Source organism: Pedobacter sp., from assembly GCF_965279535.1.
GTDB lineage: Bacteria > Bacteroidota > Bacteroidia > Sphingobacteriales > Sphingobacteriaceae > Pedobacter.
On the sequence record NZ_OZ257244.1, the window covers coordinates 1877706 to 1900329 of the forward strand.

General features: G+C 38.1%; 15 protein-coding genes. 11 read left to right on the forward strand and 4 right to left on the reverse strand.

The genetic code is table 11. From position 1 onward, the window contains the following. The first annotated feature begins 175 nt into the window (after positions 1 to 175). From carA to ACQY77_RS07485, 5 genes are all read left to right on the forward strand, one after another. Complete coding sequence (carA, locus tag ACQY77_RS07465; RefSeq protein WP_421938606.1) at positions 176 to 1288, forward strand: glutamine-hydrolyzing carbamoyl-phosphate synthase small subunit; 1113 nt, start codon at positions 176 to 178, stop codon at positions 1286 to 1288. 169 nt (positions 1289 to 1457) lie between these two features. Then, positions 1458 to 2222: an ABC transporter ATP-binding protein gene (locus tag ACQY77_RS07470; RefSeq protein ID WP_421938605.1), complete on the forward strand. Its 765-nt coding sequence runs from the start codon at positions 1458 to 1460 to the stop codon at positions 2220 to 2222. A 47-nt stretch (positions 2223 to 2269) separates the two neighbouring features. After that, complete coding sequence (locus tag ACQY77_RS07475; protein WP_421938604.1) at positions 2270 to 3385, forward strand: ABC transporter permease; 1116 nt, start codon at positions 2270 to 2272, stop codon at positions 3383 to 3385. Positions 3386 to 3496: 111 nt separating this feature from the next. Beyond that, positions 3497 to 4453, forward strand: coding sequence for a Fic family protein (locus tag ACQY77_RS07480; RefSeq protein ID WP_421938603.1), 957 nt, complete (start codon positions 3497 to 3499; stop codon positions 4451 to 4453). Between the two features lie 54 nt (positions 4454 to 4507). Next, on the forward strand, positions 4508 to 5185 hold the full coding sequence (locus tag ACQY77_RS07485) for an XAC2610-related protein (RefSeq protein ID WP_421938602.1): 678 nt from the start codon (positions 4508 to 4510) through the stop codon (positions 5183 to 5185). 9 nt (positions 5186 to 5194) lie between these two features. On the opposite strand, the gene ACQY77_RS07490 is transcribed toward ACQY77_RS07485, so the two are convergent. The 4 genes from ACQY77_RS07490 to kbl form a co-directional block, all read right to left on the reverse strand. Further along, positions 5195 to 5770 carry a TetR/AcrR family transcriptional regulator gene (locus tag ACQY77_RS07490; RefSeq protein WP_090883213.1) on the reverse strand — a complete coding sequence of 192 codons (576 nt, stop codon included), beginning with the start codon at positions 5768 to 5770 and terminating at the stop codon, positions 5195 to 5197. Between the two features lie 2 nt (positions 5771 to 5772). Next, on the reverse strand, positions 5773 to 6186 hold the full coding sequence (locus tag ACQY77_RS07495; protein ID WP_421938601.1) for a Rieske (2Fe-2S) protein: 414 nt from the start codon (positions 6184 to 6186) through the stop codon (positions 5773 to 5775). Then, positions 6186 to 7226 carry a phenylalanine--tRNA ligase subunit alpha gene (pheS, locus tag ACQY77_RS07500; RefSeq protein ID WP_421938600.1) on the reverse strand — a complete coding sequence of 347 codons (1041 nt, stop codon included), beginning with the start codon at positions 7224 to 7226 and terminating at the stop codon, positions 6186 to 6188. Before pheS ends, ACQY77_RS07495 begins: the two co-directional genes overlap by 1 nt. A gap of 144 nt (positions 7227 to 7370) precedes the next feature. Continuing rightward, positions 7371 to 8558 (reverse strand): glycine C-acetyltransferase, encoded by a 1188-nt coding sequence (gene kbl, locus ACQY77_RS07505; RefSeq protein WP_421938599.1) that lies wholly within the window; start codon positions 8556 to 8558, stop codon positions 7371 to 7373. Positions 8559 to 8806: 248 nt separating this feature from the next. Between kbl and ACQY77_RS07510 the strand changes: the two genes are divergently transcribed. From ACQY77_RS07510 to ACQY77_RS07535, 6 genes are all read left to right on the forward strand, one after another. Further along, positions 8807 to 11254 (forward strand): DUF5686 and carboxypeptidase regulatory-like domain-containing protein, encoded by a 2448-nt coding sequence (locus tag ACQY77_RS07510; protein WP_421938598.1) that lies wholly within the window; start codon positions 8807 to 8809, stop codon positions 11252 to 11254. 97 nt (positions 11255 to 11351) lie between these two features. After that, positions 11352 to 13802, forward strand: coding sequence for a DUF5686 and carboxypeptidase regulatory-like domain-containing protein (locus tag ACQY77_RS07515; protein WP_421938597.1), 2451 nt, complete (start codon positions 11352 to 11354; stop codon positions 13800 to 13802). 75 nt (positions 13803 to 13877) lie between these two features. Next, positions 13878 to 14825 (forward strand): rhodanese-related sulfurtransferase, encoded by a 948-nt coding sequence (locus tag ACQY77_RS07520; protein WP_421938596.1) that lies wholly within the window; start codon positions 13878 to 13880, stop codon positions 14823 to 14825. Between the two features lie 134 nt (positions 14826 to 14959). Beyond that, a complete protein-coding gene (locus ACQY77_RS07525) occupies positions 14960 to 17839 on the forward strand; it encodes a ligand-binding sensor domain-containing protein (protein WP_421938595.1) in 2880 nt (959 codons plus the stop codon). A 256-nt stretch (positions 17840 to 18095) separates the two neighbouring features. Then, a complete protein-coding gene (locus tag ACQY77_RS07530) occupies positions 18096 to 21122 on the forward strand; it encodes a SusC/RagA family TonB-linked outer membrane protein (RefSeq protein ID WP_421938594.1) in 3027 nt (1008 codons plus the stop codon). Positions 21123 to 21133: 11 nt separating this feature from the next. Beyond that, entirely contained in the window at positions 21134 to 22624 is a 1491-nt protein-coding gene (locus ACQY77_RS07535; RefSeq protein WP_421938593.1) for a RagB/SusD family nutrient uptake outer membrane protein, read from the forward strand.

Genomic DNA, 22624 nt, shown 5'->3' on the forward strand with positions numbered 1-22624 from the left:
CACACATTTTTAATTTCAAAATTCATTTTACATTACCAATGTAAAACTCTATCTTTGTACCCCGAAATGGAAGGGATTAGTTCATCATTTTTTGCACCCTGCAAAAACGGCTTTAATGCCGAAAGCCACCCTTTTTTCAACTCTTTTTTAATCAAAAATCAATATTGTAATTACCATGACTAACTACACCAAGTTACCTGCGATTCTATTACTTGCTGATGGCACTGTTTTTTACGGCAAAGCTGCCGGAAAAATTGGCACCACTACAGGCGAAATCTGTTTCAACACAGGGATGACAGGTTACCAAGAGATTTTTACTGACCCAAGTTATTTTGGTCAAATTATGGTTACTACCAATTCGCATATTGGTAATTACGGTATCCATGCCGATGAGATTGAATCGGACTCGATAAAAATCGCTGGCTTGGTTTGTAAAAACTATAACATTGTTTACAGCCGTAAACAAGCAAAAGAATCTATTCAGGATTATTTTCAAAATGATAATCTGGTAGCAATTTCAGACATTGATACTCGTGCATTGGTTCGTCACATCCGTGATAAAGGTGCAATGAATGCCATCATCTCTTCAGAAATTACTGACCTGGAAGAATTAAAGCAAAAGCTTGCTGAAGTTCCTTCTATGGAGGGTTTAGAACTTTCTTCTAAAGTAAGTACTAAAGAACCTTATTTTTATGGAAACCCTAATGCGAGCTTAAAAGTTGCTGCTTTAGACCTTGGTATCAAGAAAAACATTTTACGCAATTTCGACGCAAGAGATATTTATGTTCAGGTTTTCCCTGCAAAAACCACTTTTGCGGAGATGGAAAAATTCAATCCGGATGGATATTTTATTTCTAACGGCCCTGGCGATCCTTCGGTAATGCCTTACGCAGTAGAAACTATTAAAGCTATCCTGGCAGAAGATAAACCATTATTTGGTATTTGTTTAGGTCACCAGTTATTAGCTGAATCTAATGGTATCGGTACCATGAAAATGTTCAATGGTCACCGCGGATTAAACCATCCGGTTAAAAACATCATCAAAAACCATTGTGAGGTTACTTCACAGAATCATGGTTTCGGTGTTATTCCCGATGAAGTTAGAAACTCTGACAAAGTGGAGATTACACACGTTAACCTGAACGACCAATCTATCGAAGGTATTCGTGTGAAGGGCAAAAAAGCATTTTCAGTTCAATATCACCCTGAATCTTCACCCGGCCCTCATGATTCACGTTATCTTTTTGATGACTTTGTGGATGTAATGACCGGTAAATTAGTTTGGTAATCCAACAACAAGTTTAAATAAAATAAATCTGCGGATCTAACAGCATAGCGAGGCTGTTGATTCGCAGATTTCGTTTAAAGGCTTGCCGTTACATCATTTAACCGACATTTTCTAGTCTATTCTGATCAAATTCATTCTCTATTCATATTAAGCTTCTTACATTCGCAACATGGAAACAAGAAAGGCCATTATCAGTGTTCATAATCTGGTCAAAAATTATGAAGATTTTAAAGCTGTTCAGGGGATAACCTTTGATGTTTATGAACATGAGATTTTTGGGTTGTTAGGTCCCAATGGTGCGGGCAAAACAACCACACTTGAAATCATTGAAACCCTGAGAACTAAAACCTCTGGTGAAATTTCAGTGGATGGTCTTTCGATTGACAAACAGGCCCAGGAGATTAAACAAATCATTGGGGTTCAGTTACAGGCAGCAGGTTATTATCCAAATCTTAATTTAATTGAGCTGATCGAACTTTTTGCCGGGCTGTATGGCGCCGATATTAAGCCCATGGACATGCTTGAAAAAGTTAATCTTCAGGATAAGGCCAAAGCCAAATACAAGGCGCTTTCCGGCGGACAAAAACAACGCTTTTCTATTGCCACCACCCTTATTAACCAACCTAAGATCATCTTTTTAGATGAGCCCACAACTGGCTTGGACCCTCAGGCGAGAAGAAATCTTTGGGACCTGATTAAAGAAATCAGGAACAACGGCACTACAGTTGTTATCACTACCCATTACATGGATGAGGCAGAACAATTGTGTGATCGTGTAGCTTTTGTAGAAAGAGGTAAAATCATTGCATTGGATACACCTGATAATCTGATCGACAACCTCGTCAATAGTGGTTTCGAACGCAAAAAAGAAGTTAAAAAAGCAAATCTCGAAGATGTATTCATCAATCTGACGGGTAAAGAGTGGCGGGAATAACGCGTATAGAAAACGATCAACTCAACAGTATTAAACAGGCAAGAAATATGCAAAACGATATACAACCTGCAAAGGAAAACCCTGAGAAGGTACAATTCAGCAACACTAAAGCAACACTGGCTTTAGCCAAAGCAAGCTTCCGTTCGATTATGCGCAGCCCCTCTGCGGTGATTTTCACACTCGCCTTTCCGCTCATATTCATATTAGTGTTTGGCTTTTTGGGGGGTGGAGGCACGCACATAGATGTAGGAATAACCCCTGGTTCTGATATCAACAATCCGGTAATCGGCATGTTGGAACAAACCAAAATGATCAGATTGAAAAAAGATAAATCGAAAGCTGATTTTGACAATCTACTTGAAAAAGGCAATATAGATGCCATGATCGAGGTGCAAAGGAAGGTCAGCTCCCAGGCATATTCTGTTAAGGTAGTTTATACTTCTGCTTCATTGGATAAAGGAAATATTTTAAAATCTGTACTCAACAATCTTTTCTATGATAAAAATCTAAAACCGAATATCGCTGAGATCAAAGCGCATACAGTGGAAGGCAGGGAGTATAAAACGATCGATTTTATCCTCCCGGGACAGTTAGGGTTCTCTTTACTAAGCACCGGTGTTTTCGGAACAGCCTTTGTTTTTTTGAGTTTACGTCAAACGCTGGTAATCAAACGTTTTTTTGCCACTCCGGTAAGGCGTTCGAGCATTGTAATTGGTGAAGCGATTGCCCGTATTGGTTTTGCCTTAATAGGCGCCTTATTTATCATTGTCCTGGGCCATTTCTTTTTCGGATTTACCCTGGTCAATGGTGTACTCACAGTCGTCAATATGCTTATACTAGCCACTTTGGGCGTAATAGTATTTATGGGCTTTGGGTTTATTATTTCAGGAATAGCCAAGAACGAAAGTATGGTTCCACCCATTTCCAATATCGTAACACTTCCTCAATTTTTATTATCGGGTACTTTTTTCAGTATAGAAGCTTTTCCGAATTGGTTGCAACCTATTAGCAGGGCCTTGCCTTTGACCTATCTGAATGACGCCATGCGGAAAGTGGCCTTCGAAGGATTAGGTTTATGGGATGTTAAACAACAGATACTCATCCTAATTTTGTGGGGGATAGGCATTTACGCGGTAGCAGTAAAAGTTTTTAAGTGGGAATAATTCCCATTAGTAAATCGGATGAACAACCACATCCGATTTTTTTTATGGAAAAAAATCTAAATATCGGTATACTGTCTTTTTAATCCGAAACGATATTAGTAACTTTAGGGTATGTGGGAATTTGAATTGAACAATCTGGAAGAACTGCAGCCCCAGATAGATCGCTTATATGAGAAAAAATCAAAGTTGGATAACTCCAGGCCATTGCCGGGCAGTGCGCTTAATCGAATAAAAACTGATTTAAACCTGGAGTGGACCTATAATTCTAACAGTATAGAAGGCAATACACTCAGTTTAAAAGAAACCCAGATGGTTTTACAAGAGGGATTAACTGTTAGTGGTAAATCTTTAAGAGAACATTTTGAGGTTTATAACCATGAAAAAGCCATTGACTACCTTTACACTTTAGTTAATAACCGTTACAAACTTAGAAGCATTGATGTATTATCACTTCATGGCTATGTATTACGAAGCATAGAGGATGAATATGCGGGAAGATTAAGAAATGGAGGTGTTCGGATTGTTGGCGCCAATTTCACCCCTCCAAACGCCAATAAAGTTTCTGATTTATTCGATGAGCTTGTCATATTTATAAATGATAATCCTTTAGGCTTAAACGATATTTTACTGGCTACAATTTTCCATCATAAATTGGTATGGATACATCCATTCTTTGACGGGAATGGCAGAACAGTTAGGCTTGCAATGAACTTACTGTTAATGCGTAAGGGCTTCCCTCCTGCTATCATCTTAAAGAACGACAGAAAGAAATACTACGAGGCGCTAAATCAGGCAAACAAAGGAAACTACCACAAATTATACCTTTTAATGTTACAGGCTACGGAGCGCTCTTTAAACATCTACATTAACGCGCTTCCCGGGCACAGCTATGACGACTATGAACCTATTTCTTTTATTGTTTCAGAACCTGATGTACCTTACGGACAGGAATATATTAGTTTATTAGCCAGGCAAGGCAAAATAGATGCTTATAAAGAAGGTAAAGACTGGTTAACCACCAAAACGGCAGTAAAAGATTACATTCTAAAACGAAAAAGAAAGCGTTAACCTTTTTTAACTATTTATATCTGGATTTTGAGATACTTTTATCCCAAAATCGCAATGAAATACTTAAGCATCTGCCTGCTCTTTATCTCTGTTTACGCACAGGGACAATACAAATTCATAGACAATACCAGCTCCGGACAATATGACGCTAAAATATTTGTTGCCAATTGCGAAAAAAGCTCCTGTGATGGAAAGGGAATAATTATACTGTACAATAAAATTTCGGGAGCAGAAATTCAAACCTTTCATTCCATAAACCTGGAGTTTTCACTCACCGATAAGCAAGATGCTAAGTTAGGCTGGCTCCCATTAGGAAAATATCAAAGTCCCTTAATCTTTGGCGATTTCAATTTTGATGGCTTTGAGGATATTGCTATCCGCAATGGTAGCAAAGGTAGTTATGATAGTCCTTCATATGATGTATATGTAGCTACCGTAAATACCAAATTTAGCTTAGATGCCAGGCTCACAGCATTGGCCAGCCAGAATTTGGGCATGTTCGCCTTCGACAAAAAGAATCAGTGGATTTCTGTGGAAGAAAAAAACGGCTGTTGTTACTTGAAAACAACCCGTTATAAGCAAGATCATAAAAAACAATGGCTCGTTGTTGAAACCGTGATTGAAGACTCAAGTATTGGCGAAGATGTATTGGTCATTACACAGAAACTGATTAACGGAAAAATGCAAAAAACCGTAGAAAAGTTTAAGACAAAAGACTACTACACCAACTGATCGATCTGTTTACAAAGCAGCCTTCACTAAAAATGGAAGTATCTCTTTTTGGAAGCTCACGAAGTTTTTACGTACATCTGAGTCGCTAACAGAAGTAAATGCAAAAGAAAATACAATGCTTTTGCTGGCTTTAAGCAAAAAGGCTAAACCTTCTCTCCTGGCAGGATTGTTTTTAAAATTATCCAGTTCGAGATATGCCGCCAATAAAAGGGCCTCTAACTGATCAGAAAGGTGCTTTAAGAATTCCTGAGAATTGGCGTTCTCCCTGACGAAATCCCAACCGATAAATTCATTGCAGGCTGTGAATGACAATCGACTGGTTTTCATAACCAAAGCTTTAAGATACTCTTCTTCAGAAGAATAACTCACTTTATTATGTAAAATCTCCTTCAGGTTCTGATCCAGATAGTCCATTAGAATACTGTCTAAAACCTGTTCTTTACTCTCAAAATATTTATAGATAGTAGCTTTTGCGATACGTGCTTTTTTGGCAATCTCATTCACACTGGTTTTGTGATAACCATACTTTCTAAAGAGTTCTTTGGATGCTTTCTTTACGGTATCTTTTATTTTTTCGGCTTCCATTTTTAATTCGTTACGCGTATCGTGTTGCCTGAAATGGCTACTGTATATTGTTTTAAATATTTTTCTGCTGGTGCTTTTGCCGGACTTCCATCTTCCAATAAAAACTTAGCACCAGAACAAGGATCGGTTACAGTGATGTTTGATTCATCAACTGTTACTGCACATCTGCTTTGGGGATTCACCGAGCTACACCGATCATATGCCAGGTATCGGCCGGTTCCACTGCGATATAAAATTAAACCTGCTATACCATATCCATTAACGGTTATTGCTTTTCCCGAGCTCAGTCCGGTTAAAGTGGGATCGGTAAGCAAGGTAGTGTAATTAACCGGGATATCTGGAATAAAATCTTCCTCCTTACCACATCCGGTAAACAAAACCAGCAGTAAAAAGAGGCAGGCTAGGTTTTTCATCATTAGATCAATGCAGATTTATATTGCTTTAAAAAGCGAAGGTCATTTTCTGAGAATAAGCGAAGATCTTTGATCACAAACTTAAGGTTGGCAATGCGCTCAATACCCATTCCGAATGCAAATCCGCTATATTTTTTTGAATCTATACCACAGTTTTCCAATACGTTAGGATCAACCATACCACAACCTAAAATTTCTACCCAACCACTGTGTTTACACAACTGGCAGCCTGCTCCATTGCAAATGGTGCAAGAAATATCCATTTCAGCTGAAGGCTCGGTAAATGGAAAATATGATGGACGGAAACGTACCTTAGTACCTTCACCATAAAGTTCCTGTACAAAATAAAATAAGGTCTGTTTTAGATCAGCGAATGATACATTTTCATCCACATATAAACCTTCAATCTGGTGGAAGAAACAATGCGCTCTGGCAGAAATTGCTTCATTTCTGTACACCCTACCCGGCATAATTGCACGGAAAGGAGGTTGCCCCTGCTCCATCATGCGCACCTGTACTGATGAAGTATGTGTACGCAATGCGATATCACCTTTTTCACCACCCTTTTTAATGAAGAATGTATCCTGCATATCTCTTGCCGGGTGCTCTTCAGGGAAATTTAAAGCCGAAAAGTTGTGCCAATCGTCTTCTATTTCTGGCCCTTCTGCAACAGTAAAACCCAGTTTGGCGAAAATCTCTACAATTTCCCGGCGTACAAGAGCTAAAGGATGGCGAGAACCTACTTCAAAGCCTTCACCCGAAAGGGTTAAATCCAACCTAAGGTTATCCGCCTTAGCGTTTGAATTTTCTGTAGATTCCTTTAAAGTTTGGTATTTGGATTCAGCTAACTGCTTAAATTCATTTAATACCTTCCCTAACGATTTCTTTTCTTCTATCGAAACAGATTTAAATTCATCGAAGATTTCTTTAATAATGCCTTTAGTGCCTAAGTACTTAATACGAAACTGCTCTAGTTCATCTGCTTTTTCAGTTACAAAAGCATTGATCTTTTCGGTATACTGGGTTATTTTATCTTGTAACATGGCTTCAAATATACGTCAAATTTTCTAAGATTTTTAATGCTGAACGGTTCAAAAAAACTGTTTACAATATCATTATAAAAGAAAATGAACTCATGAGGCATAAAAAAAGCCGCACGATGGCGGCTTTAGTATATGAATTGATTTTTAAATTACACCAAGTTCTTTACCAACTTTGGTAAAGGCCGCAATCGCTTTATCTAAATGATGTTGTTCATGCCCTGCAGAAAGCTGAACCCTGATTCTTGCTTTTCCCTGTGGCACTACCGGATAGAAAAATCCAACCACATAAATGCCTTCCTCTAACATTTTTGCAGCGAAAGTCTGTGCAATCTTTGCATCGTAAAGCATTACAGGAACGATTGGATGGAAACCAGGCTTGATATCAAAACCTGCCTCGGTCATTTTCTCACGGAAATATTTTGTGTTACTTTCCAATTTATCTCTTAACGCGGTTGTTTCGCTTAGCATATCCAACACGGTAATGGATGCTCCGGCGATAGATGGAGCCAGTGTATTGGAGAATAAATAAGGACGTGAACGTTGACGTAACATATCGATAATCTCTTTTTTACCAGAAGTAAATCCACCAGACGCACCACCTAAGGCCTTACCCAAAGTACCGGTGATAATATCTACACGGTCCATTACATTAAAATGCTCATGGGTACCACGGCCTGTTTTTCCGATAAAACCTGAGCAGTGTGATTCATCAATCATTACTAATGCTTCATATTTATCGGCCAGGTCGCAGATCTGATCCAGGGGAGCTACGGATCCATCCATAGAAAAAGCACCATCGGTAACAATGATTCTGTGTCTGCAATCTTTAGCCGCTATTAATTGCTTCTCTAAATCTTCCATATCTGCATTTTTATAGCGGAAGCGTTGTGCTTTACAAAGTCTTACACCATCTATAATAGAAGCGTGATTTAGCTCATCAGAAATAATCCCGTCTTCAGCATTAAACAATGGTTCAAAAACACCTCCGTTTGCATCAAATGCCGCTGCATATAAAATCGTATCTTCTGTACCTAAAAAGGCAGAAATTTTAGCTTCCAATTCTTTATGTACGTCTTGTGTTCCACAGATAAAGCGAACAGATGACATACCATAGCCATGATCATCGATTGCTTTTTTTGCAGCTTCGATAACTTTTGGATGCGATGAAAGACCAAGATAGTTGTTTGCGCAAAAATTGATTACATCGGCACCACTGCTTACTTTAATATCAGCTCCCTGAGGTGTTACAATAATGCGTTCGCGTTTAAACAGTCCGGCATTTTCTATTTCCTCAAGTTCTTTCTGAAGTACGGGTTGTAGGGTTTTATACATTGTTTCTTATGGTTGATTTGAACATTCCAAAGTTATAAAAAAACTATTTAGTGTTATAAAATCAGACCTTTTTAGCAATTATTCTCAAACAAACGTTTGATGTTTTTGAATAGTCACTTAAAAACTTATTCTTAAAGTATCGATTTTAAGGTAATGAGCAATTTTTTATCAAATTAACAAACTTTAACACCTACTTATCTGTATACTGTTTAAACTTATTCGATATTTATGTTTACTAATAATCATCTATGAACCGTTTATACGCCCTCACTATTCTTTGTTGTTTAAGCAATCTGGTCTTTTCACAGCAATTAACGCTAACAGGCACTATAAAAGATAGCCAGGGAGAACCGGTACCTTTTGTTTCCGTTTACCTCAAAAACACAACTACAGGAACTTCTGCCAACGTGGAAGGTAGATATGTGTTAAAGTTGAAGGCTGGAGAGCACATCATTAGTTTTAGGGCTGTAGGCTATAAACAACAGGAAAAAACAGTGAACCTGGATGATAATAAAGCCTTAGATATTACCCTGGATGCTGAAAGCTATACGCTCGACAATGTGACGATAAGAGCCAATGCTGAAGATCCGGCATATGCCATCATCCGCAATGCAATAAAAGAACGCAAAAAACACCAGCAGGAAATCAATGCTTTCAGCTGCGATGTATATATCAAAGGGGTTCAACGATTAAAGGGAGCTCCAAAGAAGTTTTTCGGGCGTGATATCCAAAAAGTGCTTGAACTGGATACCAACAGAAGGGGGATTATCTACCTGTCAGAATCACAGAGCAAATTCAATTACCGCAGACCAAATGATATCCGTGAAGAGATGATCTCCTCTAAAGTAGCTGGAAGAAACAATGCATTTAGTTTCAATAAGGCTTCAGATTTGATCATTGATTTTTACGACAATTACTTATTGGAGAACAAGCTCAGCTCCAGGGGATTTATATCACCGATTGCAGATAATGCGCTATTCTACTACCATTATAAATTGTTGGGTGAAAGCAATGAAAACGGGGAGAGGATTTACAAAATACAAGTGATACCCAGGCGTGAGCACGATCCTGTATTCAGGGGTATTATCTACATTATGGACGATAGCTGGAGAATATACAATACAGATCTTTTCTTAACCAAAAATGCAGGAATAAACTTTATTGATACACTAAATATCAATCAACAATTTACTAAGGTAGAGCAAACCTATATGCCTACCAATATTAATTTCCAGTTTGCAGGTAATGTACTGGGTTTTAAAATTGCTGGGTATTTTATAGGGGTTTACAGTAATTATGATTTGAATCCAAAATTCCCAAAAAACTTTTTTAGTGGTGAGATTTTAAAGATCACAGAAATGGTCAATAAAAAGGATTCAGTTTACTGGAAAAACAACCGCCCAATCCCATTAACTCCTGATGAAAGGTTAAACTACATCAAAAAGGATAGCATTGCTAAATTAAAGGAATCAAAAGTCTATTTAGATTCCCTTGAACGTGAAAACAACAAATTTGGGATAGGAAAACTGGTACTTAGGGGGCATAGTATAAATGATCGGTTTCACAAAGAATATGTATCCTTTGATCCGGTTATAACTTCTGTTTTTTACAACACAGTGGAGGGCTTCGCTGTTCGGTATGGTGTAACTTTTAGAAAAGAATTTGAAAACCGTAAATATTTTAGTTTCAGGCCCGAAGCACGTTATGGATTTGCCAACCGCAAACTAACCGGAAGTTTAACTACCAATTATTACTATAACCCTGTTAAAAGAGCCAACATTGGGCTTTCGTTTGGCAATGGTATCTTCGACATGAATGACCTGGGCTCTATGACTTTACTAGGCAATGCCCTTAACTCATTACTGTATGAGCGAAATTTTTCGAAGTTTTACCAAAAGAGTTTTGTTAACCTGAACACCACCCGGGAACTTACCAATGGCTTACAGGGGTATTTGGGGGTTGACTTTGCGCGAAACAAATATTTAACTAACAGTACTGATTTTAAATTTATAGATGTTAAAGATTTGGAATTTAGCAGCAACAATCCTTTTAGCCCGACTGCTGAAATACCCTTATTCCCAACTTACAATGCTTTAAGTGCAACCGCCAGCTTAACATACACCATTGGTCAGCGCTATATCACCAGGCCCGATGGAAAATTTTATACAGAAGCTAAATACCCAAGAATCACAGTTTTATATAAAAAAGGGTTTGACAAAATATTGAGCAGTGATGTAGACTATGACTTTGTAAAGGCCGAATTATTTCAGGAAAGGATCAGTTTAGGGTTATGGGGTTACACTTCTTTCTTGGTTGGGGCAGGTAAATTCCTCAACAGCGATAAAATGTACTTTTTAGATTACAAACATTTTGCGGGAAACATTTCTACCATCTTCCCGCCTAACCTACGGAAATTCCAGTTTTTGGACTTTTATCAGTTCAGCACCAATAAAAAGTATTTTGAAGCACATTTAGAGCATAATTTCTCGGGCTTCTTTACCAATAAGATTCCATTGCTCAGAAAAGCTAAACTGGAAGAGTTTATTGGCGGGGGATATCTATCCACACCTGATAAAAGAAATTATAAGGAGTTTTATTTCGGCTTACAGCGATTAATATTTAAAGTAGGTTATGGTTTTGCTTACGATGGAAGTAAAAAGATTTCGCAAGGATTTAGAATCAGCTATGGGCTTTAAACTTATTTCAATTTAAAATCTAAGCTTAAAAGAGATTTTTGGTTTTCTTCTCACAAATCTTTTCCTTATATTTCATGACAAAGATTTGACACGCTGAATGAGATTATTTTTAAAGCTACTTTTTTTGGCTTTTCTGGGGGGATTCAACAGTTACGCACAACAGTTTACATTAACGGGTAAGATTACGGATGGGAATAACAATGCTATTCCTTTTGTTTCCCTGTATGTTAATACCACTACTAAGGGAACTTCATCTAACGTGGAGGGGAATTATAAGTTAAATCTTCCTGCAGGAAAAACTGATCTTTTATTTAGCGCGATAGGATTTGAAGATCAACTGGTTAGCATAAACATTAAAGAGAATACCACCCTTAACATCACCTTAGTTTCAAAAGTATTTACCTTGAATGAGGTAACCGTGGGCAGAAGCAAAAACAGCGATCCTGCAGATGAGATCATTAGAAAAACTATCGAAAACCGGGAAACCTATCTGGAAGAACTGGACGCTTATACCTGTGAGGTGTACACCAAGGGCATGCAGAAATTACTGGCTTCCCCTAAGAAATTTTTTGGGCGTGATGTTGCTAAAATATTAGAGTTAAACACGCAGGGACAGGGCATTATTTATCTATCAGAAACTGAATCCAAACTCGATTTTCAAAAAGAGAACAAAATCAAAGAAGTGATGGTATCTTCCAAAATTGCAGGGAATGATAATGGCTTTAGTTTTAACAAAGCTTCTGATTTAACAGTAAACTTTTATAAGAATGTTGTATTAGAAGACAAACTTAATGTAAGGGGTTTTGTATCTCCCATTGCAGATAATGCATTTACCTATTACCGGTTTAAACTATTGGGCAGCCATCAGGCCGGTGGGCAAACCATAAGTAAAATACAGGTTACCCCCAAGCGGGAAAATGACCCTGCATTTAGTGGAGAGATTTATATTGTAAATGATACCTGGCGAATCAATTCGGTTGACTTGTTTCTCACCAAACGATCTGGAATAGAATTTATAGATACCTTAAATATCAAACAACAGTTGGTATTGGTGGATGGAGTTTCTGTTCCTTCTTCTGTACAATTTGACATTAGAGGAAAAGTTTTTGGATTTAAATTTGCCGGCTACGTGGTGGGTGTTTACAAAAATTATGATGTTAAGCCTCGTTTCAATAAGCATTTTTTCACCAATGAAATTTTAAAAATCAACTCGAGTTCTAATAAAAAGGATTCTTTATACTGGGCAAAATCCAGGCCCGTTCCACTGACTTTTGAAGAGAACGAAAATTATGTCAAGAAGGATAGTATCAGCAGGCTAAAGTCGTCTAAACGATACCTTGATTCGGTAGATAATGTAAAAAACAAATTCAACATTGGCCAGATTCTCATTACGCCTTATGTTTTTTATCACAGCTATAATAAGAAAAGTGTTACTTACGACCCTCTTCTGACCAGTGTTTTTTACAATACTGTTGAAGGTGTGGCGCTAAAATATGGTGCAACGATGCGGCAGGGCTTTAATGATGGCCGTTATTATACCATTAGGCCCGAGCTTAGATACGGTTTCTCAAACCGGCACTTTAACGGAAATATTTCGGCCAAATACTTTTATAATCCGATTCGCAACGGTATGATCTCCATTGGCGTTGGAACGGAAGTAGCCAATTTAAATCCACTTAAACAAACCAATTTTTTCAGGAACAGTATAAATGCACTAATTTTTGGCAGGAATGTATCTAAGTTTTATGAGCGACGGTACCTGAATATTCAGGCAAGCAGAGAATTCGCACCCAGTTTTGAGGTTAAGATCACAGCAGATTATGCCGAAAGGCTTGCATTGCTGAATACCAGTTATGATTCTTTCCGTAAAACCAATGAATTTGATTCCAATGACCCCTTTAAGCCCCTGGATGAAAAAAGTTATCTTTTCCCCAGACATACAGGTTTTGTGATCAGTGGAATGGTAGCATATACCATTGCTCAAAAGTACATTACCAGACCTGATGGCCGGTTTTACATCGAAAGCAAATATCCACGGATTGAATTTAATTACAAAAAGGGCATTCCCAATTTTTTCAATTCAGATGTAAACTATGATTTTATCTCTGCCGAAATTTTTCAGAAGGATGTCCATTTTCTCTTGATGGGTAAGTCATCACTATTACTTGGAGCCGGAAAGTTCCTGAACACCAAACAGCTATACTACCCAGACTGGAAGCACTTCCGCGCCAACCGATCATTGATATTTGATTCAGATGTCCGCAATTTTCACTTTCTTGATTTTTATCTTTTCAGCACAACCAAACAATATTTCGAAGCACATTTTCAACACAACTTCGGATCATTCTTCATCAATAAGATTCCATTATTGCGGAAATTAAAATTAGAGGAAATTATTGGAGGGGCCTACCTAACCTCTCCCGAAAAGAATAACTATAGTGAATTTTATTTTGGCTTTAAACGATTAAATTTCAGGATCGATTACGGATATGCCTTTGATTCCAATAAACGAATCCAGCAGGGCTTCAAATTTTCTTATGGCTTCTAATTTGAATTACTGTTTTTTGGCTTAAACAAAATCCTTATCTTTGCAGCGCTTTAAACGCCGTTTGCAACGGTATCAATGCAGCATATGAAATATCAAACATTACTTTACTACTGCTATAGTCATATAGCCGATGCGGAGCAATTTGCCGCTGATCACCTTAAATTTTGCAAATCACTAGGCTTGGTAGGTCGAATCATTGTAGCCGATGAAGGCTTGAATGGTACAGTATCGGGAACACCAGAAGCTTGTAAAGCTTATATGGAAGCCATACATGCCGATGAAAGATTTGCCAAAACCGAATTTAAGATTGACAATGTAGAAGAACCTTCGTTCATCAAAATGCACTGTCGGTACAAATCCGAAATTGTTCACTCGGGTTTGAGGGACAACAGCATTATTAATCCCAATGAAAAAACAGGAAAGCATTTAGAGCCTGTTGATTTCATGAAGATGAAAGACGATGAAGATGTGGTCATCCTGGATGTACGTTCTAACTATGAACACAACCTGGGAAAGTTCAAAAATGCAATTACACTTGATATAGAAAACTTCAGGGATTTCCCTGAAAAGATAAATGAACTGGCACAGTACAAAGACAAAAAAATCTTAACTTATTGTACTGGTGGTATCAAATGCGAGAAAGCTTCTGCCTTACTTCTGCATCATGGATTTAATGATGTTTATCAGTTACATGGCGGAATCATTAAATATGGTAAAGAGGCAGGTGGAAAGGATTTCGAAGGTAAGTGTTATGTTTTCGATAATCGCATTGCTGTAGATGTGAATCAGGTTAACCCAACTGTAGTATCGGTTTGCTACAACTGTGGTACAACAACACCAAAAATGATTAATTGTGCCAATCCAGAGTGTAATGAACACATTACGCAATGTGACGCCTGTGGAGAAGAATTACAAGGTTGCTGCTCAGTAGCTTGTACAACCAACCCGCGTAAACGTCCGTATGATGGTACTGGATATTATGTTAAAGTTCCACAGCCTGTTGGTAAGATTAGTTTGGTATAACTAAAGAAGATTAAAAGAAAGCCAGTATATGATGACAGCATCGCTATACTGGCTTTTTCCTTTTGCCTGTTCTTATCCAATTCGCGTTTTTTTAGTTACTTTGTACATAAAAAGCTTGTACATCCTTGTATGCTATGCCAAAATTTCTACGATACCTTTTCTTCGCGCTATTTTATATTTGTTACAGTACCTATGCTGCTGATATCAAAAGTATCGGAGTTCCATATATAGAAAACTATCCAAAATCTGTTTACGCTTCTGGAAATCAAAACTGGAGTATTGCCAAAGATAAGAATGGCGTAATGTATTTTGGTAATGTTGAAGGGCTCTTAGCCTTTGACGGACGTTACTGGCAGGAATACAAAATGCCTAACCGGCAGATTGTCCGTGCTGTTGCTACAGATAATAAGGGGCGGGTATATGTGGGATGTTTTGGAGATTTTGGCTATTGGGCCATTAAGGATGGTAAACAAAAATATAACTCGCTTACCCATTTGCTTCCAAAGGGCGAAACAGTTACGGATGAAATCTGGAAAATCTATGTAGATAAGGATAGGATAATTTTTCAGTCTTTTTCCAGAATTTTTATCTATAAGCAAAATAAGATATCGGTAATTAAATCGCCTTCTTCTTTTTTATTTCTACATGCAGTAAGAAACCGATTTTTCATTGAAGTTTTAGAAAAAGGTTTATTTGAACTGGTTGGTAACAGCCTCATTCACCTTCCACAAAGTGAAAAAATTGGGAAGCAAGGCATTCTTTCTATCCTTCCTTATAAAGAAAATGGTTTTATTATCGGTACCAGTAAAAATGGATTGTTTACTTATGATGGTAAGGATTTCATCCAGCTGAATACACCGGCAAATAATTTCCTTAAAACTTATCAGCTTAATAATGGGGCAATCCTGTTTGATAAATATTATGCCTATGGCACAATCCTAAATGGATTAATCATTATTGATCAGAACGGACAGATTGTTCAGCGAATCAATAAATCAAGCGGTTTACAGAACAATACAGTACTGAGCTTATATGCTGATAACGAACAAAACCTCTGGACAGGACTCGACAATGGTATCGATAGAATTGAACTCAATTCACCTTTATATTTTTACTTTGACAAAACGGGTCAGTTTGGAACAGTTTATTCAAGCATCATATACAATAACAAAATCTATCTCGGCACCAATCAAGGGCTTTTTTATAGTGATTGGAAGGCTAACAACGAGCTATCTCCTTTCAATTTTAAGCTGATCCCCAATTCACAGGGGCAGGTATGGGAATTGAGCATCATTGATGGGGAATTGATCTGCGGGCATAACAGTGGTACTTTCAGGGTATTGGGTGATCGCATCGAATGGATTTCGACAACCAGTGGTGGATGGACAATCAAAAAACTCAATTCTAATCCCAACTATCTTATTCAGGGTACCTACACTGGTTTATCCTTATATGCAAAAATGGCAAATGGACTATCTTTTGTTAAGACCATTAGCGGGTTTAATGCGCCTTCAAGATTTGTAGAACAAGACAACAAAGGAGATATATGGGTAAGCCATGCCTATAAGGGGCTTTATAAACTTACTTTAAATCATGACTATACTAAAGTTACCAGCACCAAATATTTTGACGAAAGGAATGGTTTAGTCGGGAATTACAACATCAACATCTTCAATCTGGAAAACAGAATTGTTTTTTCATCCGACGCTGGCTTTTATACTTATGATGAATTGAGCAATAAATTCAGCAAATATGAAGTTTTAAATAAAAAGTTGGGGTCCTTTGCCACTTCAAATAAAATCATAGGTGCTGGCGACAAAAGATACTGGTTTATTAACCATGGCAAAACTGCATTGGTTCATTTTACTGAGCCTGGAAAGATGGAGATTGATTCTAATCAGTTCAGCATGCTGGATGGACGAATGGTTCAATATTATGAAAATATCAGCCGCATAGGCAATTCTATTTATTTAATCAGTGTTGATGATGGATTTGTAATTTATAATGCTGCCCTAAATCAATCAATTAAAACAAATTTACCTTCAGTATTAATTCGTAAAATAGAAGATATTACCGATAAATATACACTGATCAGTGAAACTGGAAGCGGCGAAAATCCTATTGAAATCCGCAACAGCAGAAACAATATCAGGATTTCTTTTGCCCTTCCCTATTACAGACAAGCCAAAGTTAAATACCAGTTTTATCTGGATGGCTATTCTAAAGATTGGTCTGACTGGAGTCCGGCAACCCAAAAAGATTTTACCAACCTGAGCAGTGGCGACTATAAGTTCAAAATAAGGGCGAAGATCAACGAATCTACCATAAGTGAAGTTACCACTTATGAATTTACGATTTTAAGGCCCTGGTACCTTAACAACTGGTCGCTACTGCTCTATATAATCATCTTTATTGCAGCATTAATTTTAGGAAAAAAGATTTACGAGCGGAAACTGAGAAGGGATAGTCAGAAAATCAGTGATCGCTTACAGGCCGAACAAGAGGAGATTTTGAAACAGGAAACCGAAGCCAATGAAAAACAGATCATCAAACTTCAAACGGAGAAATTGCAGGCGGAGTTAGCTTCAAAAAATCGGGAATTAGCCAACTCAGCGATGACCTTGGTTTATAAAAACGAGCTGCTTCAAAAACTAAGTAGCGAAATCACCAAACTCAAAGATGAGAATGGAAAAAAACTGTCTGATGATCAAACCCGCAAAATCCAAAAAGTAATTAATGATGGAATGAATGATGAGCGGGATTGGCATCTTTTTGAAAACAGTTTCAATGAGGCCCATGAAAGCTTTTTCAAAAAGCTGAAAGCACAACATCCAGATCTTGTACCGAATGATCTTAAGCTGTGTGCTTACCTCAGAATGAACATGAGCAGCAAGGAAATGTCTTCTCTTCTAAATATTAGCCTTAGAGGTGTAGAAATACGCCGGTATCGTTTGCGTAAAAAACTGGAGGTTCCCCATGATAAGAACCTTACAGAGTTTTTAATCGAGTTATAGCACTACATCATTACCTCTCATAACCAATTTTTCAACCCCACAAAAACCTTAGTGTATTTTTTACACTTGTGTATCTCTAATTATTGTGGTCAAATTCAAAAAACTGCGTTTTTAGGCCAAAATCGAATACAGTCTCGCTTCATGTGAAACCAAATTAGTTCAATTGATGTATTAATGTTGAGGTAAGTTTACTTGCACAAGAGCAAAAACAACCTCAATTTTAACTTAACAATTAAACTAAATTTATAATAATAGCATGAAAAGAATCTTTACAAGAATCTCTGTTCTCGCTGCATTTTGTTTGCTAACAATTAACGTAGCAATTGCGCAAAACATTACTGTAAAAGGTAAGGTTATTGATGGAGGAGATAAGACCTCACTCCCGGGCGTTACTATCTTAATCAAAGGAACTCAAAATGGAACGCAGACAGATGCGAACGGCAACTACTCGATTAGTGCGCCGGCAAATGCCACCCTGGTATTTAATTTTGTAGGTTATACTGCACAAGAGCAAGCTGTAAATAACCAGACAACAATCAATGTTACTTTAGCATCCTCCACACAACAATTAGAGCAAGTTGTGGTTGTGGGGTATGGAACGCAGAGAAAGATAGATGTGACAGGTTCAGTTGCAACTGTAAAGGGAGAAGATATTTCGAAACAGGCATCTGCCAATGCCGTAAGTGCATTACAAGGTAAGGTTGCAGGTGTTTCTATTACCAATTCAGGAACTCCGGGAGCAACACCTCAAATTACAATTCGTGGTACAGGTACTATTTACGGTAATTTAGGTGTACTTTACGTTGTTGATGGGGTATGGTATGACGATATTAGTTTTTTAAATCCTGCAGATATTGCTGATATGAGTATCTTAAAAGATGCTTCATCTCAGTCCATCTATGGTATCAGGGCAGCTAATGGTGTAATCTTAGTTACCACAACCAAAGGAAAAACTGGTAATCCAACTATTAATTATAATGGTTCTGTGGGTTATAAAAAAGTAACTAACCAAATTGAAATGGCTAATGCTACTGAGTATGCAACCATTATCAATGAGCTTTCTGCATCGAGTGGTGCGGCTCCGTTATTTTCTGATCCGGCTAGTTTTGGTACTGGAACAAATTGGTACAATCAGGCCTTTAGAAATGCCCTGCAAACCAATCATCAGATTTCTATCAATGGTGGTACGGAGAAAACAAGCTATAATTTTTCATTGGGATATAACAATGAAGACGGCATAGTTAAAAATCAAAACTGGAAACGCTATACGGCAAAATTTTCTAATGATTTCCAGGTATTAAAATCATTAAAAATAGGGTACTCTATTTCTGGTACAGCAATCAATTCTAACGATATCAACTCTGCTATTTTCCGTCAGTTATATGCTGCCGGGCCTGTTGTTCCGGTTTATTATGCCGATGGAACTTATGGTGATGCCAATGACTTTGGCTTAGGAGGTGGTAACAACTTCAATCCTCAGGTAACGCTTGATTTCTTTAACCAGAAAAGTAAAAACTATCGCATTAACGGGAACGTGTTCGCAGAATTAAATTTTGCAAAGAACTTTACGTTTAGAACCAGTGCCGGTGGAGATTTTGGGCAAAATGAAGTACTTGCTTATGCACCAGTATACAAAGCTACCCAAGGACAGGTTAATGATATCAGCAGATTGAATGTTAACCGGGATGAAAACAGAAACTGGATACTGGAAAACACCCTAACCTATAAAAACACATTCGGAAACCACAACTTAACCTTATTAGCCGGTACAACAGCACAGAGGAGAAAGAATTACTACATTAATTCTACAGCATTGAATGTTCCTTACACTACTGATGGCGATCTATACCTGAGCTTAGGTACTGCTGCCAATCGTGAAGTTACAGATGGTGGTAGTTTATCTACATACCTTTCTTACTTCGGAAGAGCCAATTACTCTTATAAAGATAAGTACTTGTTAAATGCAACCTTACGTGCTGATGCAGCTTCCCAATTTTATGGAGGTGGCGATCTGTGGGGTTATTTTCCTGCGGTTGGCGCTGGTTGGGTAATATCCAATGAAGATTTTATGAAAGACCAAAAGGTTTTCAACAACTTAAAACTAAAAGGATCATGGGGTAAAGTCGGTAATGCCGGAGTACCAGTTAACCCTACAACACTTACTGTTACACAGAGCGGCGGTTACATCGCGTTCTTTAATGGAGTGGCATACACAGGTGCGAATGTAGCTTCACTGGTACCATCCTTCTTAAACTGGGAGCGTACAACAGGAACGGACGTAGGCATTGAAGCTGCCTTTTTCAAAAACCGTTTAAATGTTGAAGCTGGTTTCTACAATAAAAAAACAGAACAGGCCATTTTTGAAATTCCAATTTTAAGTTCTATTGGTACTTCATCAAGTAAAATGATAGGTAACCAGGCAGATTTTCAAAACCGTGGTTTTGAGTTCCTGGCTACATGGAGAGATCAGGCGAAAAGTGGTTTATCCTACTCTGTAAGTGCCAATATTGGCATTAACCAAAATAAGGTAACTTCAGTAATTACTGGCTTAAACCCAATTTATGGTGGTGGACAAGGTATTGCAAACGGTGCTTTAGCCACCAGAACAGTTCAAGGTGGAGCAATTGGTGAATTTTTTGGATACCAGGTTGCCGGAATCTTCCAAACGCCGGCAGAAGTTGCTGCTTCTGCTCAAACAGGTGCTAAGCCAGGTGATTTCCGCTACACCGATCAAAATGGAGACGGTGCTATTGATGGAAAGGACCGCGTAGTTTTAGGAAACCCAAATCCTAAATATAGCTATGGAGTTAATACAACTTTCGCTTATAAAGGATGGGACCTTGCTGTTGATATCCAAGGGGTTGCCGATGTTGATGTTTACAATGCTAACATTGCGTATCGCTTCGGTAATGAAAACTTCAGCAAAGACTTCTATGATAACAGATGGCATGGGGCAGGAACTTCAACAACTTACCCATCAGCAAATGTAGGTTCAACGACTAACGCCGCACCAAATTCATTTTATGTTGAAGATGGATCTTACATCCGTTTAAGAACGGTACAGTTAGGTTATTCCCTACCATCTAATTTAATGAGTAAATGGTCTATGAAAAAGATCAGGGTTTTCTTAGATGCTCAAAATGCGATTAACCTGTTTGGCTACAAAGGCTTTACTCCAGAAATTGGATATGATGCCGGAACTGGCCCGATATCAAGAGGTATAGATGCGAATGTGTATCCACTATCTGCAATTTATAGATTAGGTCTTCAAGTTCAATTCTAAAACAACAGACGATGAAATTAAATATTAAAAACACATATATTCAAAAGCTTGGATTAATTACTTTATGTTCAAGTATTTTGATCATGCCTGCTTGTAAAAAAGATTTCTTAAATGTAGATCCTCAGGCAAAACAGCAGGCCGTAACATTTTGGAAAACACAAGATGATGCAACCAAGGCTGTAAATTCAATCTATGCCAATTTAAGAACCTGGGGAAATACAGCATTCCCGGCTTTGGCCGTTGAAAGTATTCCTGGCGATGATGCAGAAAAAGGTAGTTCTCCTAACGATGCGAGTTACCTGAACAATTTCGATAACTATACCGCGTCTTCAACAGAAGGTCAGTTTGGTGGATTCTGGGAAGCACAATACCAGAATATTAATTTATGCAACCAGGTTTTGGACAACATCCCCGCAATCAGCATGGATGCAAGTTTAAAAGCAAGATATTTAGCTGAAGCTAAATTTGTACGGGCCTATTCTTATTTTAGGTTGGTTCGTGCATTTGGTGATGTTCCTTTAAGATTAAATGTTCCAAAGGATGCAACAGAATTCAATATTCCGAGAACCCCCAAAGCCCAGGTATATGCAGCAATCGAAAAAGATCTGGATGACGCAGCAGCAGTATTACCTCCAACTTATACTGCGGCAGACCTGGGTAGAGCAACGAAGGGTGCTGCTATGGGTTTACATGCTAAAGTAGCCATGTATCTTGGTAAATGGGATTTGGTACTTTCGTTAACCAATAGCGTAATGACTCTTGGTTACGACCTTTATCCAAATTACCAGGAAAGTTTCCGTACCAACCGTGAAAACAATATTGAATCTGTCTTTGAAATTCAATGTGTATTATTATTAAATAATAAAGATGCATCAAATTCGCAGTACAGTCAGGTTCAAGGTGCCAGAGGAAATACACCTGATACCGGATGGGGCTTCAATGTTCCTACACCAGCATTAGATGCCGCTTATGAAGCTGGCGATGTGCGTCGTAATGCAACAATCCTTTACAGAGGAGAGACAACCCCTCAGGGTGATGCAATTTCTACAACAGCTGATAATCCGATGTACAATGAGAAATCTTATGTGCCTTTCGCTAACATCGTATCAGGATATAACCAGGGTGCAGATCAAAACGTACGTGTTTTACGTTTTGCAGATGTACTTTTAATGAATGCTGAGGCAGCTAATGAATTAAATAACCCAACATTAGCCAAAACTTCATTAAACAGAGTTAGGGCACGTGCACGTGGTGGTGTTGCCGGTGTTTTACCAGATGTTACCACTTCAGATAAAGAAGCACTCCGTCAGGCAATCTGGAAAGAAAGACAGGTTGAACTGGCCATGGAATCTGATCGTTATTTTGATGTTATCCGTCAAGGCCGTGCTGCTGCGGTGTTTGGGCCTAAAGGTTGGAAAGCAGGCAAGAATGAAGTATGGCCGATTCCTTCAACAGAGATTGATAAAAGTGCAGGTACTTTAACCCAAAATCCAGGTTATTAA

Excerpts from the sequence above, each read along its gene's own strand:
- ACQY77_RS07485 (WP_421938602.1), top strand. The coding sequence starts at position 4,508 with ATGAAATACTTAAGCATCTGCCTGCTCTTTATCTCTGTTTACGCACAG.
- ACQY77_RS07525 (WP_421938595.1), top strand. The coding sequence starts at position 14,960 with ATGCCAAAATTTCTACGATACCTTTTCTTCGCGCTATTTTATATTTGT.
- ACQY77_RS07480 (WP_421938603.1), top strand. The coding sequence starts at position 3,497 with ATGTGGGAATTTGAATTGAACAATCTGGAAGAACTGCAGCCCCAGATA.
- ACQY77_RS07470 (WP_421938605.1), top strand. The coding sequence starts at position 1,458 with ATGGAAACAAGAAAGGCCATTATCAGTGTTCATAATCTGGTCAAAAAT.
- ACQY77_RS07510 (WP_421938598.1), top strand. The coding sequence starts at position 8,807 with ATGAACCGTTTATACGCCCTCACTATTCTTTGTTGTTTAAGCAATCTG.
- pheS (WP_421938600.1), bottom strand. The coding sequence starts at position 7,226 with ATGTTACAAGATAAAATAACCCAGTATACCGAAAAGATCAATGCTTTT.
- kbl (WP_421938599.1), bottom strand. The coding sequence starts at position 8,558 with ATGTATAAAACCCTACAACCCGTACTTCAGAAAGAACTTGAGGAAATA.
- ACQY77_RS07490 (WP_090883213.1), bottom strand. The coding sequence starts at position 5,770 with ATGGAAGCCGAAAAAATAAAAGATACCGTAAAGAAAGCATCCAAAGAA.
- ACQY77_RS07530 (WP_421938594.1), top strand. The coding sequence starts at position 18,096 with ATGAAAAGAATCTTTACAAGAATCTCTGTTCTCGCTGCATTTTGTTTG.
- ACQY77_RS07535 (WP_421938593.1), top strand. The coding sequence starts at position 21,134 with ATGAAATTAAATATTAAAAACACATATATTCAAAAGCTTGGATTAATT.
- ACQY77_RS07515 (WP_421938597.1), top strand. The coding sequence starts at position 11,352 with ATGAGATTATTTTTAAAGCTACTTTTTTTGGCTTTTCTGGGGGGATTC.
- ACQY77_RS07495 (WP_421938601.1), bottom strand. The coding sequence starts at position 6,186 with ATGATGAAAAACCTAGCCTGCCTCTTTTTACTGCTGGTTTTGTTTACC.
- ACQY77_RS07475 (WP_421938604.1), top strand. The coding sequence starts at position 2,270 with ATGCAAAACGATATACAACCTGCAAAGGAAAACCCTGAGAAGGTACAA.
- ACQY77_RS07520 (WP_421938596.1), top strand. The coding sequence starts at position 13,878 with ATGCAGCATATGAAATATCAAACATTACTTTACTACTGCTATAGTCAT.
- carA (WP_421938606.1), top strand. The coding sequence starts at position 176 with ATGACTAACTACACCAAGTTACCTGCGATTCTATTACTTGCTGATGGC.